Source organism: Comamonas sp. C24C (genome assembly GCF_053345995.1).
Map to the genome: position 1 here is coordinate 576,670 of NZ_JBKFBC010000001.1, position 15,690 is coordinate 592,359.

Here is a 15,690-nt window from a genome sequence, read left to right on the forward strand (position 1 = left end):
ATCTGGGGGCGGTACAGGGCGGCGCTACTGGCCTGATCTCAAGTCAGTAGCGGAGGTACAGGCCGGGGGACGAGCGGGAGAGGACGCGCATGCAGACGGGGTACAAAAGAAGCCGACGCGCGTGCTAGGGAGGTGGGTGGTTTCTTCGAGACATGACTCGTCCCGGGGGCCGGCCGTGCCTTGCCCCAGAGGTTGATCAGCAATGTCCAAAAGATCCACATGCTCGTTGAGAGAACCGACAGTTGCAGGCTGCTTTTGCCTGGTCAACTGCACGGTATGAGATTCCGTATCAGTGTTTCAATTCGTCAGCCTTTGCCAGGCTTTCACAGGCTGCTGCAGCTCATCTTGACTGCAATTTGCGTGTGCAAAACTGGCGGGCATCGACCTGCCTGTGCGGTGGGAAATGATTGTTTGGACTAAACTCCATGCGAATCAATCACTTACAACTAAGCTCGGCACAGGTGAAACACATTATAGAGGGCAAACCGGCACAGGACCGGTCCCAGAATACGGCCACGGCCTCGGTACGGCTGATCGAGGTCGATGAAGACTCCGCCGGACAGCGACTCGACAACTTTCTCATGCGTCACCTCAAGGGGGTGCCCAAGACCCATGTCTACCGCATCATCCGCAGTGGAGAAGTGCGGATCAACAAGGGGCGCGTGAGTGCAGAGACCCGGGTTCAGCCCGGCGATGTGGTGCGTCTTCCCCCGGTCCGGATTTCCGACAAAGTGGCTGAAAAAGCGGAACGCCCGGCACCTGCTAAGGACTTTCCCGCCCTGTTGGATGACGAACACATGATCGCTCTGTCCAAGCCTGCCGGCGTGGCCGTGCATGGAGGCTCGGGTGTGAGCTTTGGCGTCATCGAGCAACTGCGCCAGGCGCGTCCCGATGCCAAGTTTCTCGAGCTGGTGCACCGACTGGATCGCGAAACCTCGGGCATTTTGCTGGTTGCCAAAAAGCGCTCCGCACTCATCAATCTGCAGGACCAGTTTCGCGAACGCGAGACCGGCAAGACCTATCTGGCACTGGTGCAGGGGGCCTGGCCGGCCAACAAGAAGGTCATCGACCTGCCGCTGCACAAGTATCTGCAGGCCGACGGTGAGCGCCGCGTGCGCGTGACCACGGCCGATGACCCGGAGGGAATGCGTTCCATCACCCTGGTCAAGGTCAGAAAGCTGATCGAGCCGCGTCCCTTGCAGGGTCTGCCTGCCATGAGCCTGCTGGAGGTGACCATCAAGACAGGTCGTACCCACCAGATTCGCGTGCATCTGTCATCGCAGGGTCATCCCATCGTGGGCGACGACAAATATGGTGATTTTGATCTCAACCGTCGTGTGCAAAAGCAGGGGCTCAAACGCATGTTTCTGCACGCCTGGCGGCTACAGTTCAATCATCCCGCCAGCGGCGAGCGTGTCGAGCTGCGCGCCGAGCTGCCGCCGGAGCTGGCGGATTTTGTGAACTGACTAGGCTTCATGACTACTGAAAACCATAGCGCCAGGCGACCACGCCGCTTCGATCTGATTGCATTCGACTGGGATGGGACCGTGGCGGACTCGACGGCCATCATCAGTCGCAGCATCCAGGAAGCGGTGCGTGATGTGGGTGGCACCGTGCCCAGCGACGAGCAGGCAGCCTATGTGATCGGCATGGCGCTGATGCCGGCCCTGGCCCGCGCGGCACCCGATGTGCCGCCCGAAAAATACCCGGAGCTGGCCAATCGCTATCGCTTTCACTTCTTCAAGCACCAGGACGATATCTGCGTGTTTGATGGCATCCTGCCTTTGCTTGCCGAGCTGCGCGAGCGCGGCCACTGGCTGACCGTGGCCACGGGCAAGAGCCGCATGGGGCTTAATCATGCGCTGCAGGACCCGCAGCTCAAGGGATTGTTCGACGGTTCGCGCACGGCCGACGAGACCGCCGGCAAGCCCAGTCCGCTGATGTTGCACGAGCTGATGGCCGAATTCGGTGTGGAGCCCGAGCGCACGCTGATGATCGGCGACACCACGCACGACTTGCAGATGGCCCAGAATGCCGGCTGTGCCTGTGTAGGGGTGTCCTATGGTGCCCATGCACCAGATGGCTTTGCCCAGTTCGATCCGCTGTTCGTGGCTGATTCCGCGGCGCAACTGCGGGCCTGGCTGTTGGCCAACGCGTGAAGCCAGATATGACAGATGCCGTGGAGCTGTGCGCCAGTGCGGATCTGGTCGACGGTGGCCGGGCGGTGGGCTTTGATGTGCTGTATGCCGGTCAGAGCAGCCGCGCTTTTGCGATTCGCTATCAGGGGCAGGTTCATGCCTATCTGAATCGCTGCAGCCATATCCCCATGGAAATGGACTACCAGGAAGGTCAGTTTTTTGACGATTCCGGTCGCTGGCTGTTGTGTTCTACCCACGCAGCTGCCTACGAACCTGACAGCGGTGCCTGTGCAGGCGGTCCTTGCCGCGGCGGGCTGGTAAAAATCGCCTTGAGCGAAAGCGGCGGCTTGGTGCACTGGCATACTGGGCCACAACTGAAACCTCTGAAGTTTTGAGATGAGTACTCCTGACAACCATGATTCCCAGTCGCATGTGACGCCGGGCGCGGACCTCTGGTCCAAGGCGCCTGCTGCGTCCGCTGAGGCGCCCGCCGCTGCGGCCAAGGCCTCCGGGAACGGGGGCTGGGAGCGCGATGTGCTGGAAAAGCTGGTGTTCGCCTCCATCAAGGAGCAGCGGGCGGCCCGGCGCTGGCGCTTTTTCAGCCGTCTGCTGTGGTCCGTGGTGGTGCTCCTGGTGCTGTGGGCGGTGTTCTTCAAGGACACGGCCACCAAGACCAGCACCTCACCCCATACCGCGGTGGTGGAGATCAAGGGCGAGATTGCCTCGGGAGCGGACGCCAGTGCAGAGTTCGTTGTGGCGGCCATGCGCAGCGCCTTTGAGGATTCCGGCTCGCGCGCCGTGGTGCTGCTGATCAACTCGCCCGGCGGCAGCCCCGTGCAGGCGGGCATCATCAACGACGAGATGACGCGTCTCAAGGCCAAGTACAACAAGCCTCTGTATGCGGTGGTTGAAGAGTCTTGCGCCTCGGCGGCCTACTACATTGCGGCGGCGGCCGACGAGATCTTCGTCGACAAGGCCAGCATCGTGGGCAGCATTGGCGTGCTCATGGACGGCTTTGGCTTCACCGGCGTGATGGACAAGGTCGGCGTGGAGCGTCGCCTGCTGACAGCCGGTGAGAACAAGGGCTTTCTCGACCCCTTCAGCCCCATGTCGGCGCAGCAAAAGGAATTTGCGCTGCAGATGCTGGAGCAGATTCACCAGCAGTTCATCGGCGTGGTCAAGGCCGGTCGCGGTGACCGCCTGCATGAGACCCCCGAAATGTTCAGCGGACTGTTCTGGACCGGTCAGCAGGCCGTGGAGCTGGGCTTGGCCGACAAGCTTGGCAGCCTCGACTATGTGGCGCGCGAGGTGGTCAAGGCCGAGGAGGTCATCGACTACACCCGCCGCGACAACGTGGCCGAACGTCTGGCCAAGCGCTTTGGCGCCGCCATTGGGGAGGGCTCGGTCAAAGCCATGCGCGGCCTGATGCCCAGCATTCGCTGATAAAGCATAAGAAAGGCTGATAACCTTTACCAGGTAAGCGTCGGTAGCTATCAAAAAAGCCTGCGGTATTGGCCGCAGGCTTTTTTATTTCAGGCGCTTAGCGGCCTATGGCAAACACCACCGGTGTTCGGTTGTCGGGAGGTGTATTGCGCTGGCGCCATTCGCGCACCAGATGGCTTTCGATGCGTGCCGTCTCGAGCGTCAATCCGCTGGCCAGGGCCAGTCTGGTATTGGGTTGCAAGGTTTGCAGCAGTGCCTGCCAGAGGGCTGCGTTGCGGTAAGGCGTCTCGATGAACTGCTGGGTCTGGCCTTGGCGCAGGGCCAGGCTCTCCAGCTCCTTGATGCGGGCCGTGCGCTCGGTGCCATCCTGAGGCACATAGCCGACAAAGGCGAAGTTCTGGCCGTTGAGGCCGCTGGCAGCCAGGCCCAGCAGCAGTGAGACCGGTCCCGTCAGCGGTACGACGCGAATGCCCAGATCATGGGCGGCACGCACGATGGAGCTGCCCGGGTCGGCCACGGCGGGCATGCCCGCCTCGCTGATCAAGCCCATGTCCTGCCCGGCCAGTGCCGGCGCCAACAGGGGCTTGGGGTCGAAGACGGCGCCGCCCTTATTGCCATGGTCGCCTTTTTTGTGGGCTTCGCGTGGCAGCTCGGCAATGTTCTGGGCCTGCAGTGGCGCAGCCAGCGGGAACAAGGCGTCAATGCGCTTGAGATAGGCGCGTGCTGTCTTGGCGTTTTCGCTGATCCAGTGAGTCAGAGAGGCGGCGCGGCGCAGCGTGCCCTCGGGTAGCACCTCGGTCAGTGCGGTCTGGCTTTCGCAGCCGAAATCGAGTGGAGCCGGCACCAGATAAAGGGTGCCGGCCTTGCTTTTAGATGTGTCGCTCATGGCAGAACCACTCCTGCGGCACGAAGCAACTGGCAGGTGCGGATCAGCGGCAGGCCTATGAGTGCCGTGGGGTCGTCGCTGACGATGGCATCCAGCAGGGCGATGCCCAGGCCCTCGCTCTTGGCCGAGCCTGCGCAGTCATAAGGTTGCTCGGCACGCAGATAGCGCTCGATCTCAAGGTCGTTCAGTTCACGAAAGCGCACCTGCACCGTGACCACGCCGGACTCCATGAAGCCGGTCTCGGCACAGATTACGCAGACGCCGGTGTGGAAATTCATCTGGCGGCCGCTCATCTGGCGCAGCTGCTCGGTGGCGCGCTCGTGGGTGCCTGGCTTGGACAGGGGCTGGCCGTCGAGTTCGGGCACCTGGTCGGAGCCGATCACGATGGCACCAGGGTGCAACTGGGCCACGGCTTGTGCCTTGGCCACGGCCAGACGCAGGCTTAGCTCGTAGGGCGTTTCGCCGCTGAGCGGGGTTTCATCCACTTCGGGAGACACCGTCTCGAACGGCAGTTGCAGGCGGCTGAGCAGCTCGCGGCGGTAGCGCGAGGTGGAGCCAAGAATCAATGGACGCTCAAGTCGTCCGGCAATCAATAAGTCGGGCATTGCGGGATTCTCTTACACTGGCTGCATGAGCAAGGATTTTTCTGCGACCCGGCTGGACGTGCGTGCTTTCGCGCAGGCCGCAGGTCATCTGCATGGTCAGGCACCATTGTCGGACTTCAAGCGTCTGGCGGCCGATGCGCTGGCGATTACTGGCGAGCAGCCCCTGGTGCGCTGGGAAGCCGAAGGCGAGTTGGTCGAGCAAAAGGGCGGCAACGGCCATGTGTGGCTGCATCTGAGTGCCGAGGTGGAGTTGCCGTTGACCTGCCAGCGCTGCCTGACCGAGGCCGATATTCCCCTTTATGTGGATCGGTCATTTCGCTTCGTTCCGGACGAGGCGACGGCAGAACTGGAAGATGACGACAGCGATGAGGATGTGCTGGCATTGAGCAGCGAGTTCAATCTGCTGGAGTTGATCGAGGACGAGTTGCTGATGGAAGTGCCGGTGGTGCCTCGCCATGAGGCTTGCCCGGTACCCGTCAAGCTGGAGGTCAGCGATGACGCCTTCGAGCAGGCCAATGAGCAAAAGGAGAACCCTTTTGCAGTGCTGCAATCTCTCAATGTAGGCAAGTCTGCCGACTGATCCAGCCCGGAGCACGGTGGGGATTTGATTTTGCGTAGGCCACGAAAAGCGTTTGCGCTATAATCGTGAGCTTCGCGCGAAACCCCCTCGTGTCTTTAATGGGCTGATCGCGTTTTTTTAGGACTTGCACAGACAAGGGCGCACTTACTCTCGGTGGGTGCGTCGAAAGGCAGAGTTTTTTTGCCCGGTCTTGCTGTGTGGGTCGTGTTACCAACCCTTTCAAGATACACAGGAGCCATCATGGCTGTTCAGCAAAACAAGAAGTCTCCCTCCAAGCGCGGCATGCACCGTTCGCACAATGCACTGAATGTGCCTGGCATTGCTGTCGAAGCCACTACCGGCGAGACACATCTGCGCCACCACATCAGCCCCAACGGCGTGTACCGTGGCCGTCAAGTGCTGAAGAACAAGTCCGAAGCCTAAGCGACGACTGCATTCGCAAAGCCTGTTGCTACATTTTTTGTAGCAGCAGGCTTTTGTTTTTATGGGAGATATTTGCAAAATCAGCCTTGGCTGGCCTTGCTGCACAATTCCAGGGCTGGTTTTGCAGATAACTCCTGTGGTGGTCTCAGGACCATTCAGTTCATTACCCCAAACCCGATTGGACCTGTCAGTCGCCCATGATTACTTTGGCTGTTGACTGCATGGGGGGCGATCATGGCCCCCGCGTCACGCTGGCCGCGTGTCGTCAGTTTCTGAATTTACACCCCGATGCGCATCTGCTGCTGGTCGGCAAGGCCGATGAGTTGGCTGACTTCAAGCACGAGCGTGTGACCGTCGTCCCCGCCACGGAAGTGGTGAGCATGGATGACCCCGTTGAAATAGCCCTGCGCAAGAAGAAGGACTCGTCCATGCGCGTGGCTGTGCAGCAGGTCAAGAATGGCGCGGCTCAGGCTGCAGTGTCTGCCGGCAATACCGGAGCGCTGATGGCGATCTCTCGCTATCTGCTCAAGACTCTGGATGGAATTGACCGTCCTGCCATTGCTTTTGGTTTGCCCAATGCCAAGGGCAGCGACACCACCATGCTGGACCTGGGAGCCAATGTGGACTGCACGGCGGAGCATCTGCTGCAGTTTGCGGTCATGGGCTCGGCCCTGGTGTCGGCGCTCAAGAACACCGAGGCGCCCAGCGTCGGCCTGCTCAATATCGGCGAAGAGCTGATCAAGGGCAGCGAAGTCATCAAGCGCGCTGGCGAGCTGCTGCGTGCTGCAGGCGATGCGGGCAATCTCAACTTCTACGGCAATGTCGAGGGCAACGACACCTTCAAGGGCGTGGTGGACATTGTGGTGTGCGATGGTTTCGTTGGTAACGTTGCGCTCAAGACCACCGAGGGGGTTGCCTCGATGATCTCGGGGATTCTCAAGGAAGAGTTCAAACGCAATATCTTCACCAAGATTGCCGCCATCATTGCTTATCCGGTGCTATCTGCGCTGATGAAGCGTGTTGATCACCGTCGTTACAACGGCGCTGCCTTGCTGGGCCTGCGCGGGCTGGTCTTCAAAAGCCATGGCTCGGCCGATGCAATGGCATTCGAGCATGCTTTGAACCGCGCGTATGATGCGGCACGCAACAACCTGCTTGACCGTGTCCGCAGCCGTATTGCTGCTGCCGCCCCCTTGTTGCTGGCAGCGCAGACGGAATCTGGAACTTCGGCGCCCTGATAGAAGACATGAGACGCTACGCACGCATCATCGGCACCGGCAGTTACCTGCCGCCCCGCCGCCTGACCAATAACGACCTCGCAGCCGAGCTGGCTCAGCGTGGCCTGGAAACCTCGGACGAATGGATCGTCGAGCGCACCGGTATCCGTGCCCGCCACTTTGCCGAGCCCGATGTGACCAGCAGCGATCTGGCTCTGGAAGCCAGCCGCAAGGCCATCGAGGCTGCAGGCATAGAGGCTTCGGACATCGATCTGATCATTGTCGCCACGTCCACACCGGACATGGTGTTTCCCTCGACGGCAGCCATCCTTCAGCACAAGCTGGGCATCAGCAATGGCTGTCCTGCCTTTGATGTGCAGGCGGTGTGCAGCGGTTTCGTCTATGCCCTGACGGTGGCGGACTCCATGATTCAGTCCGGCGCTGCCAAGCGCGTGCTGGTGGTGGGCTCCGAAGTCTTCAGCCGCATCCTGGATTTCAACGACCGCACGACCTGTGTGCTGTTCGGCGATGGCGCCGGCGCCGTGGTGCTGGAAGCCTCCGACGAGCCCGGCATCCTGTCCACCGAATTGCATGCCGATGGCAGCCATGTCGGCATTCTCTGCGTGCCGGGCAATGTCTCCGGCGGCAATGTGCTGGGCGACCCCTTGCTCAAGATGGACGGTCAGGCCGTGTTCAAGCTGGCAGTGAGCGTGCTGGACAAGGCTGCTCGCTCCGCGCTGGAAAAGGCGGGCCTGACGGATGCCGACATCGATTGGCTGATTCCGCACCAGGCCAATATTCGCATCATGCAAAGCACGGCGCGCAAGCTCAAGCTGTCCATGGACAAGGTGGTGGTGACCGTCGATCAGCATGGCAACACCTCGGCGGCCTCGATTCCCCTGGCGCTGGACCATGGCGTGCGCAGCGGCCAGGTCAAAAAAGGCCAGACCGTGCTGCTCGAAGGTGTGGGTGGTGGCTTCACCTGGGGTGCTGTGCTCCTCAAGATGTAGCTATAAACGCAAGCTGTATAAGCGTTTAAGGCAGTTTTTATACTAAGAAATATGAAGAAATTCGCGTTTGTATTTCCTGGCCAGGGCTCTCAGTCCGTAGGCATGCTGGACGGCTGGGGTGATCATCCCGTCGTGGCTCAGACCGTGGCCGAAGCCTCCGAAGCTCTGGGTGAGGATGTAGGTCTGCTGATCAAGCAAGGCCCCAAGGAAGCGCTGGCGCTGACCACCAATACCCAGCCCGTGATGCTGGTGGCCGGTGTGGCGGCCTGGCGTGTCTGGCAGGCCGAGGGCGGTGCGCTGCCCGATGCCGTGGCTGGTCACTCCCTGGGTGAGTACTCGGCGCTGGTTGCGTCCGGCGTACTGACGCTGGCTCAGGCCGCTCCCCTGGTGCGTCTGCGCGCCGCAGCCATGCAGGATGCCGTGCCCGTGGGCACGGGCGGCATGGCGGCCGTGCTGGCGCTGGATGCCGAAAAGGTAAAGGCGGTCTGCGCCGAGGTGACGGCCCAGCTGGGCGGCGCCGAAGTGGTGGAAGCCGTGAACTTCAACGATCCCGGTCAGACCGTGATCGCTGGCAGCAAGCTGGCCGTGGAAAAAGCCTGTGAAGCGGTCAAGGCGGCCGGTGCCAAGCGCGCCCTGCCTCTGCCGGTCTCCGCGCCTTTCCACTCCAGCCTGATGAAGCCCGCTGCAGAAAAGCTCAAGGCCGCGCTGGCCGAACTGACGTTGGCTACCCCCTTGATTCCCGTCATCAACAATATCGACGTCACCGTCCAGACGGACGCTGATTCGATTCGTGATGCCCTGTACCGTCAGGCCTTTGGCCCGGTGCGCTGGGTGGAATGCGTGCAGGCCATCAAGGCGCGCGGCGTGACCCATATCGTGGAATGTGGACCCGGCAAGGTGCTGGCCGGCATGGTCAAGCGTATTGACGCCGACCTGACGGGTGCTCCCCTGTTTGATACAGCCACCCTGGCTGACGTGAAAGAATTGCTCGCATGACTGATAACCAGACCAAGCCCCAGGTTGCCCTGGTCACCGGAGCCACTCGTGGCATTGGTGCCGCCATCGCGCAGGAGCTGGCCTCCAAAGGCTATCAAGTGATCGGTACGGCCACCTCGGATGCCGGTGCCGAGAAGATCAGCCAGGCGCTGTCCGCCTTCGGCGGCCGCGGTGTCATGCTGAACGTGACCGACGGCGCTGCCGTGGATGCCCTGATCGACTCCATCGTCAAGAACGACGGCGGCCTGCATGTGCTGGTCAACAATGCCGGCATCACGCGCGACACCCTGGCCATGCGCATGAAGGATGACGACTGGGATGCCGTCACCGACACCAATCTGAAGGCTGTTTTCCGAGTCAGCCGTGCGGCTATTCGCCCCATGATGAAGCAGCGTTTCGGCCGCATCATCAGCATCACCAGCGTGGTGGGTGCCTCGGGCAATGCCGGTCAGGCCAACTACGCGGCAGCCAAGGCCGGTGTGGCAGGTATGACCCGTGCTCTGGCCAAGGAACTGGGCAGCCGCGGCATCACCGTGAACTGCGTGGCTCCCGGCTTCATCGCCACGGACATGACGGCAGACCTGCCAGAGGCGCAGAAGGCTGCGCTCAAGGCGCAGATCGCCATGGGCGACCTGGGTCAACCCAGCGACATCGCACATGCCGTGGCCTATCTGGCCTCTGCCGGTGCCGGCTATGTGACGGGGCAGGAATTGCACGTCAACGGCGGCATGTACATGTAAGAGATTTCGGCAGCTAGCGTGGTGTTTGCCACACTTGCTGCCAGAGGCTGAACATTTTTGCAAGTTCAGTGGCCGTTTCCTCGCGACGGCCAGCCGCCAAGGGGCTTCTCCCGAAACGGCTAGAATCGCGGGTTCATTCACAACCCCCTGAGGGAAACCATGAGCGATATCGAAGCACGTGTCAAAAAAATCATTGCTGAACAACTCGGCGTTGAAGAGTCCCAAGTGACCAACGAAAAGGCCTTCGTGGCTGACCTGGGCGCTGACTCCCTGGACACAGTGGAACTGGTGATGGCCCTGGAAGATGAATTCGGCATCGAGATCCCTGACGAAGACGCAGAGAAGATCACGACGGTGCAAAACGCCATCGACTACGCCAATACCCACCAAAAGGCCTAAGGTCTTTTTTCAGCGATCAGTTAAAGGTTTGAACGCATGAGCCGTCGTCGCGTTGTCGTGACCGGTCTGGGCTGCATCTCCCCCGTGGGTAACACGGTGGGCGAAGCCTGGGCCAATCTTTTGGCCGGCCAGTCCGGTATTGACCTCATCACCAAGTTCGATGCGTCGAACTTCTCCTGCAAGATTGCGGGTGAGGTCAAGGGATTTGATGTGGAGAAGTACATGAGCGCCAAAGATGCGCGCTCCATGGATACCTTCATTCATTACGGCATCGCGGCTGCGGAGCAAGCCGTTCTGGACGCAGGCCTGCCCACAGGCGAAGCCCTGTCCGAAGACCTTGCCACACGCATTGCCTGCGTGATCGGCTCGGGCATTGGCGGCCTGCCGCTGATCGAGAACACTCACGCAGAACTGGCTGCCCGCGGTCCTCGCCGCATCACGCCGTTCTTCGTGCCTGCTTCCATCATCAATATGGTGGCAGGGCATGTGTCCATGCGATTTGGCTTCAAGGGGCCGAATCTGTCGATCGTGACAGCCTGCACCACAGGTCTGCACTGCATCGGCGAAGCCGGACGCATGATCGAATACGGCGATGCGGACATCGTCGTGGCCGGTGGCACGGAAGCCACTGTCTCGCCTCTGGGTGTTGGCGGCTTTGCTGCCATGCGTGCGCTGTCCACGCGCAACGACGACCCCAAGGCTGCCTCGCGCCCCTGGGACAAGGACCGTGACGGCTTTGTACTCGGCGAAGGTGCCGGTGTGCTGGTGCTCGAAGAGTACGAACACGCCAAGGCCCGTGGCGCCAAGATTTACGCGGAGCTGGCAGGCTTTGGCATGAGTGCCGATGCCGGTCACATGACGGCTCCCAACATGGACGGCCCCCGCCGCGCCATGCTCAATGCTTTGCGCAATGCCGGTGTGAACCAGGATCAGGTCAATTACCTGAATGCGCATGGCACGTCCACGCCGCTGGGCGATGCGAACGAGTCCAATGCCATCAAGGCGGCCATGGGCGAGTTTGCGAAGAAGAATCTGGTGGTTAGCTCGACCAAGTCCATGACGGGTCACCTGCTGGGTGGCGCGGGTGGCATCGAGAGCGTTTTCACCGTGATGGCGCTGCACGACCAGAAGATTCCTCCGACCATCAACCTGATCAACCAGGATCCCGAGTGCGATCTGGACTATTGCGCCAACACGGCGCGTGACGCCAAGCTGGAAGTTGCCGTGAAGAACAACTTCGGTTTCGGCGGCACCAACGGCACGCTGGTTTTCAAGCGCGTCTAAATCGCTTCGAGCCGCTTCTGTACAAGCCCGCACAGGCCCAGGCCTTGCGGGCTTTGTTTCGTGCGCGGCTTGATCGTGCTTTCCCTAGCTTTGCGGCAGCCGGTTTTTCGCACATGGTCTGCCCATGAGTGCTCGCTACCATGCTCCCGCCGTTGCCTACGTCTTCGAGCGGCCAGTCTGGGCCGGCGGGGTGCTGCTGTTGATCGAGGCAGGCCTTTTGACGGTCCTGCAGGCCTGGTGTCTGCAGGCCAGGGAAAACGGTCTACAACTGCTGCTGACCCTGTCGGCCCTGATGCTGGCTGTGGTGCTGCTTTGCGCACAGTGGCGGAACTGGCCCCAAGGACGTCTGCTCTGGAATGGCGGGCATTGGTCGCTGGAGGCCAAAAACCTGTCAACCGCACAGTCATTGCCCGTGCGGCTGGAAGTGGGGCTTGATGGTGGTCACTGGCTTTGGCTCAGCGTTTCGGATGTCGTGGTGCTCAGGGCCAAGGGCGGCAGGCGCAGAGTGCTATGGATTTTCCTGTCTCAACGACACAGCCCCGAGCAATGGGGAGACTTGCGGCGTGCGGTATATTCCTCCATCGTGCCGCTGGCAGAGCAAGGCTAGGCCTTCGCCGGTTATGGCAGCACGCCGCTTGGCCTTTCATGACACCACCCGATTTTCCCACTCCCTCTGCCGACAGCGATCTGGCTCTGGTCGAACGAGCCAATGCTGGCGACACACGGGCTTTTGAGCTGCTGGTCATCAAATACCAGCGTCGCATCGAACGTCTGGTGGGCCGCATGGTACGCGATGTCGATCTGGTGCCTGATATCACGCAGGAAACCTTTATCCGCGCCTACAAGGCCTTGCACCAGTTTCGCGGCGAGGCCCAGTTCTACACCTGGCTGTACCGCATCGCCGTGAATACGGCCAAGAAGGCCTTGATGGAAATGCATCGCTCGCCGGTGATGACCGAGAGCGCGTTACACACTGGGGACGATGAGGATGAAACTTCTGTTCACAGACAGGAACTAACGACTCAGGAAACCCCGGAAACAGTATTGGCGGCGCGTGAAATTGCCGAAGCCGTCAATGCCGCCATGGAAGCTTTGCCCGAGGATTTGCGTCAAGCGGTCACGCTACGTGAAATCGAAGGGCTCAGCTATGAAGAAATCGCTCAGGCGATGGACTGTCCCATAGGCACGGTGCGCTCGCGCATCTTTCGGGCACGCGAGGCGATCTCGGCCAGGGTCAAGCCCCTGCTGGAGCGCCAGGGCGGGAAGCGTTGGTAGTACAGGCAAGACGAGCAGGTGAACTTCATGAATGACGATCTGATCAAGCAGGAACAGTTGTCGGCCCTGGTAGATGGCGAGGCTACCTCGGTCCAGATGCAGGCCGTGCTTTCCTATGCGGAAAGCGACGAAGGCCAGCAGTCCTGGGCCATGTATCACCTGATTGGCGATGTGCTGCGTTCTCCCGAGCTGGCCCATCACAGTCAGCACGATATTTTGAGCGGTGTGCGCGCCCATATGGAGCGCGAGCCTATCCGTGGCATTCATCTGCCCGGTGTGAGCGCAGATGTGGCCAGTTCCCTGGGTCTGGGCAGTCTGGAGCAGATCACCGCTGCCGAGGAGCGTGAGAGGGCGCTGGGCAATGGCGCAACCGTGGTCAGCCTGCCCGGTCGTCAGGCGGCCAATGCATCCGTCTTTCGCTGGAAGATGGCAGCCGGCTTTGCCTCGGTGGCTGCCGTGGCCGCCGTGGGGTGGGGCGCGATGCTCGCGGGCTCGGGCGGCCTGTACGGTCGCCAGGGTGGCGCTCAGCTTGCGGCTCTGAGCCCGAATGTCGTCGTGGCTGCCGCGCCCGCCGCATCGCTGGGTTTGAGCCAGCCGGTCTCCGGCGCTGAGGAAGCGGTCATGCCGCTGAGCTCGGAAGCCCAGTCGTCCACCGTGGTGGCAGTTGCCGGCCCCAACGGCCAGACCGTGATGCTGCGTGATCCGCGCCTGGACGAATTGCTGGCTTCGCACCCGCAGCAAAGCAGCGCACCGAATCTGCAGATGCCGGCCAGCTTCCTGCGCAATGCAAGCTTTGCCACGACTACCCGCCATTGATGCTTCTCGGTATGGCGGCCCTCCGTCTGGATTCATGGCTTTTCAGCCTTGAGTCTTGCGCAGACTACGCAAGCTGCTATTGATTTCAATACATTTGACCGCAGATGCTGTCTCATCTGCGGTCAATTCGATGGGGCAGGGCACTTTCGGCCGATGCCGGCTTTTGCCAGAATGAACGTTCGACGCTCCTACCCGCTTTCTCTCATGGGTCTGATTTCACGACCGCTTGTGTCAGACGATTCGAACAAGGAATAGAAACGATGCGCACACCCGCCCGGATGACGCTCAAGTCCCGTGTTTCGGCTACAGCCCTGGCCAGCGCCATGGCAATCGCGGCCCTGGCCGCAGGAGCCATGCTGCCGGTCACCGCCGCCCATGCCCAAAGTGCTGCAACGGCGCGTGGCCTGCCGGACTTCACGGATCTGGTCGATCAGGTCGGCCCTTCGGTGGTCAACATCCGTACGTTGGAGAAGGTCTCCAACAACAGCGCCGAAGCCCTGGGCATGGATGAAGACATGCTGGAGTTCTTCCGCCGCTTCGGCCTGCCCGTGCCCAATGTGCCGCGCCAGCGCACGCCCAAGGGCGGTCAGTCGGAGGAAGAGCAGCCGCGTGGCGTGGGCTCGGGCTTCATCCTCACAGCCGATGGCTATGTGATGACCAATGCCCATGTGGTCGATGGCGCCGATGAGGTCATCGTCACGCTGACCGACAAACGCGAGTTCAAGGCAAAGATAGTCGGTGCGGACAAGCGCACCGATGTGGCCGTGGTCAAGATCGATGCCAAAGGCCTTCCCGCAGTCAAGATCGGTGATGTGAGCAAGCTGCGCGTGGGCGAGTGGGTCATGGCGATTGGCTCGCCCTTCGGACTCGAAAACTCGGTGACGGCCGGCATTGTCTCGGCCAAGCAGCGCGATACCGGCGACTATCTGCCCTTTATCCAGACCGATGTGGCCATCAACCCCGGCAACTCGGGTGGCCCGCTGATCAATATGCGGGGCGAGGTGGTGGGGATCAACAGCCAGATCTACTCTCGTTCGGGCGGCTTCATGGGCATCAGCTTTGCGATTCCCGTGGATGAAGCAATCCGTGTCAGCGATCAGCTGCGTGCCACCGGCAAGGTCACGCGCGGCCGTATCGGCGTGCAGATCGGCCCCGTGACCAAGGATGTGGCCGAGTCCATCGGCCTTGGCAAGCCCGAAGGCGCACTGGTGTCGGCTGTCGAGCCGGACTCTCCTGCGGCAAAGGCCGGTGTGGAGGCGGGTGACGTGATCACCAAGTTCGATGGCAAGGCCATCGAGAAGGTCTCCGATCTGCCGCGTCTCGTGGGCAATACCAAGCCCGGCACCAAGAGCACCATTACCGTGCTGCGCCGCGGCAAGCTCAAGGAGCTGAGCATGGTGATTGCCGAGGTGCCTTCCGACGAATCTGCCAAGGCCAAGGCCGGCAGCGGCGGGGCAGGCAAGACTCCTCCCTCCGGCACGCTGGAGAACAAGGCTCTGGGCCTGACGCTGAGCGAGCTGACGGCTGCGCAGAAGAAGGAACTGGCCATCAAGGGCGGCGTGCGCGTGTCGGCTGCGGTGGATGCTGCAGCCCGTGCCGGCCTGCGCGAGGGCGATGTGATCCTGCAACTGGCCAACGTGGAAGTCTCCGATCTCAAGAGCTTCGAGGCGGCCTGGGCCAAGGCCGACAAGTCCAAACCCGTGAATGTGCTGGTACGCCGAGGTGACTGGGCGCAATATGTGCTCATTCGCCCCGCCAAATAAGGGTAATGAAAAGTCGGCAAGAGCTTGTTGTCATTTCGCGATCTGAAATGACAACAAGCCCTCAGCCTGCCAGTGCCCCTATGCCATTGGGTAGAATCCCACGCAAATGCATGGT

General features: G+C 61.2%; 18 protein-coding genes. 16 read left to right on the plus strand and 2 right to left on the minus strand.

Going from position 1 to position 15,690, the window contains the following annotated elements:
• Positions 1-461: 461 nt before the first annotated feature.
• Genes ACLBXN_RS02570 through ACLBXN_RS02585 form a run of 4 tightly spaced genes read left to right on the plus strand, consistent with a single transcriptional unit; the run spans position 462 to position 3,581 of the window.
• A complete protein-coding gene (locus ACLBXN_RS02570) occupies positions 462-1,466 on the plus strand; it encodes an RluA family pseudouridine synthase (RefSeq protein ID WP_447611026.1) in 1,005 nt (334 codons plus the stop codon).
• Between the two features lie 9 nt (positions 1,467-1,475).
• Positions 1,476-2,159: an HAD family hydrolase gene (locus ACLBXN_RS02575; protein ID WP_003058077.1), complete on the plus strand. Its 684-nt coding sequence runs from the start codon at positions 1,476-1,478 to the stop codon at positions 2,157-2,159.
• An 8-nt stretch (positions 2,160-2,167) separates the two neighbouring features.
• Complete coding sequence (locus ACLBXN_RS02580) at positions 2,168-2,533, plus strand: Rieske (2Fe-2S) protein (protein ID WP_343676238.1); 366 nt, start codon at positions 2,168-2,170, stop codon at positions 2,531-2,533.
• Between the two features lies 1 nt (position 2,534).
• On the plus strand, positions 2,535-3,581 hold the full coding sequence (locus ACLBXN_RS02585; protein WP_043007675.1) for a S49 family peptidase: 1,047 nt from the start codon (positions 2,535-2,537) through the stop codon (positions 3,579-3,581).
• Between the two features lie 97 nt (positions 3,582-3,678).
• Here ACLBXN_RS02585 and ACLBXN_RS02590 read toward each other — a convergent pair whose 3' ends face one another.
• On the minus strand, positions 3,679-4,467 hold the full coding sequence (locus tag ACLBXN_RS02590; RefSeq protein WP_447611027.1) for an SAM-dependent methyltransferase: 789 nt from the start codon (positions 4,465-4,467) through the stop codon (positions 3,679-3,681).
• On the minus strand, positions 4,464-5,072 hold the full coding sequence (locus ACLBXN_RS02595) for a Maf family nucleotide pyrophosphatase (RefSeq protein WP_447611028.1): 609 nt from the start codon (positions 5,070-5,072) through the stop codon (positions 4,464-4,466). Before ACLBXN_RS02595 ends, ACLBXN_RS02590 begins: the two co-directional genes overlap by 4 nt.
• A 25-nt stretch (positions 5,073-5,097) precedes the next feature.
• Here ACLBXN_RS02595 and ACLBXN_RS02600 point away from each other — a divergent pair, with 25 nt between their 5' ends.
• The 12 genes from ACLBXN_RS02600 (at position 5,098) to ACLBXN_RS02655 (ending at position 15,575) form a co-directional block, all read left to right on the plus strand.
• Positions 5,098-5,652 (plus strand): YceD family protein, encoded by a 555-nt coding sequence (locus ACLBXN_RS02600; RefSeq protein ID WP_447611029.1) that lies wholly within the window; start codon positions 5,098-5,100, stop codon positions 5,650-5,652.
• 240 nt (positions 5,653-5,892) lie between these two features.
• Entirely contained in the window at positions 5,893-6,075 is a 183-nt protein-coding gene (gene rpmF / locus ACLBXN_RS02605) for a 50S ribosomal protein L32 (RefSeq protein ID WP_003058062.1), read from the plus strand.
• 197 nt (positions 6,076-6,272) lie between these two features.
• Positions 6,273-7,313, plus strand: a complete 1,041-nt coding sequence (gene plsX, locus ACLBXN_RS02610) for a phosphate acyltransferase PlsX (RefSeq protein ID WP_447611030.1) — start codon at positions 6,273-6,275, stop codon at positions 7,311-7,313.
• A gap of 8 nt (positions 7,314-7,321) precedes the next feature.
• Positions 7,322-8,302 carry a beta-ketoacyl-ACP synthase III gene (locus ACLBXN_RS02615; protein ID WP_043007685.1) on the plus strand — a complete coding sequence of 327 codons (981 nt, stop codon included), beginning with the start codon at positions 7,322-7,324 and terminating at the stop codon, positions 8,300-8,302.
• A gap of 51 nt (positions 8,303-8,353) precedes the next feature.
• Complete coding sequence (fabD, locus tag ACLBXN_RS02620; RefSeq protein WP_447611031.1) at positions 8,354-9,298, plus strand: ACP S-malonyltransferase; 945 nt, start codon at positions 8,354-8,356, stop codon at positions 9,296-9,298.
• The gene (fabG, locus tag ACLBXN_RS02625; RefSeq protein WP_211457579.1) at positions 9,295-10,038 is read left to right on the plus strand and encodes a 3-oxoacyl-ACP reductase FabG; all 744 of its coding nucleotides are present in this window, start codon (positions 9,295-9,297) and stop codon (positions 10,036-10,038) included. The genes fabD and fabG overlap by 4 nt, the downstream gene beginning before the upstream one ends.
• Before the next feature lie 159 nt (positions 10,039-10,197).
• Positions 10,198-10,437, plus strand: coding sequence for an acyl carrier protein (gene acpP / locus ACLBXN_RS02630; RefSeq protein ID WP_003058049.1), 240 nt, complete (start codon positions 10,198-10,200; stop codon positions 10,435-10,437).
• A gap of 36 nt (positions 10,438-10,473) precedes the next feature.
• The gene (fabF, locus tag ACLBXN_RS02635) at positions 10,474-11,721 is read left to right on the plus strand and encodes a beta-ketoacyl-ACP synthase II (RefSeq protein ID WP_003057981.1); all 1,248 of its coding nucleotides are present in this window, start codon (positions 10,474-10,476) and stop codon (positions 11,719-11,721) included.
• Positions 11,722-11,845: 124 nt separating this feature from the next.
• Positions 11,846-12,328: a hypothetical protein gene (locus ACLBXN_RS02640; RefSeq protein WP_447611032.1), complete on the plus strand. Its 483-nt coding sequence runs from the start codon at positions 11,846-11,848 to the stop codon at positions 12,326-12,328.
• Between the two features lie 38 nt (positions 12,329-12,366).
• A complete protein-coding gene (gene rpoE / locus ACLBXN_RS02645; protein ID WP_003064186.1) occupies positions 12,367-12,996 on the plus strand; it encodes an RNA polymerase sigma factor RpoE in 630 nt (209 codons plus the stop codon).
• A gap of 27 nt (positions 12,997-13,023) precedes the next feature.
• Entirely contained in the window at positions 13,024-13,812 is a 789-nt protein-coding gene (locus ACLBXN_RS02650) for a sigma-E factor negative regulatory protein (RefSeq protein WP_447611033.1), read from the plus strand.
• A 260-nt stretch (positions 13,813-14,072) separates the two neighbouring features.
• The gene (locus ACLBXN_RS02655; protein ID WP_447611034.1) at positions 14,073-15,575 is read left to right on the plus strand and encodes a DegQ family serine endoprotease; all 1,503 of its coding nucleotides are present in this window, start codon (positions 14,073-14,075) and stop codon (positions 15,573-15,575) included.
• The last annotated feature ends 115 nt before the right edge of the window (positions 15,576-15,690 follow it).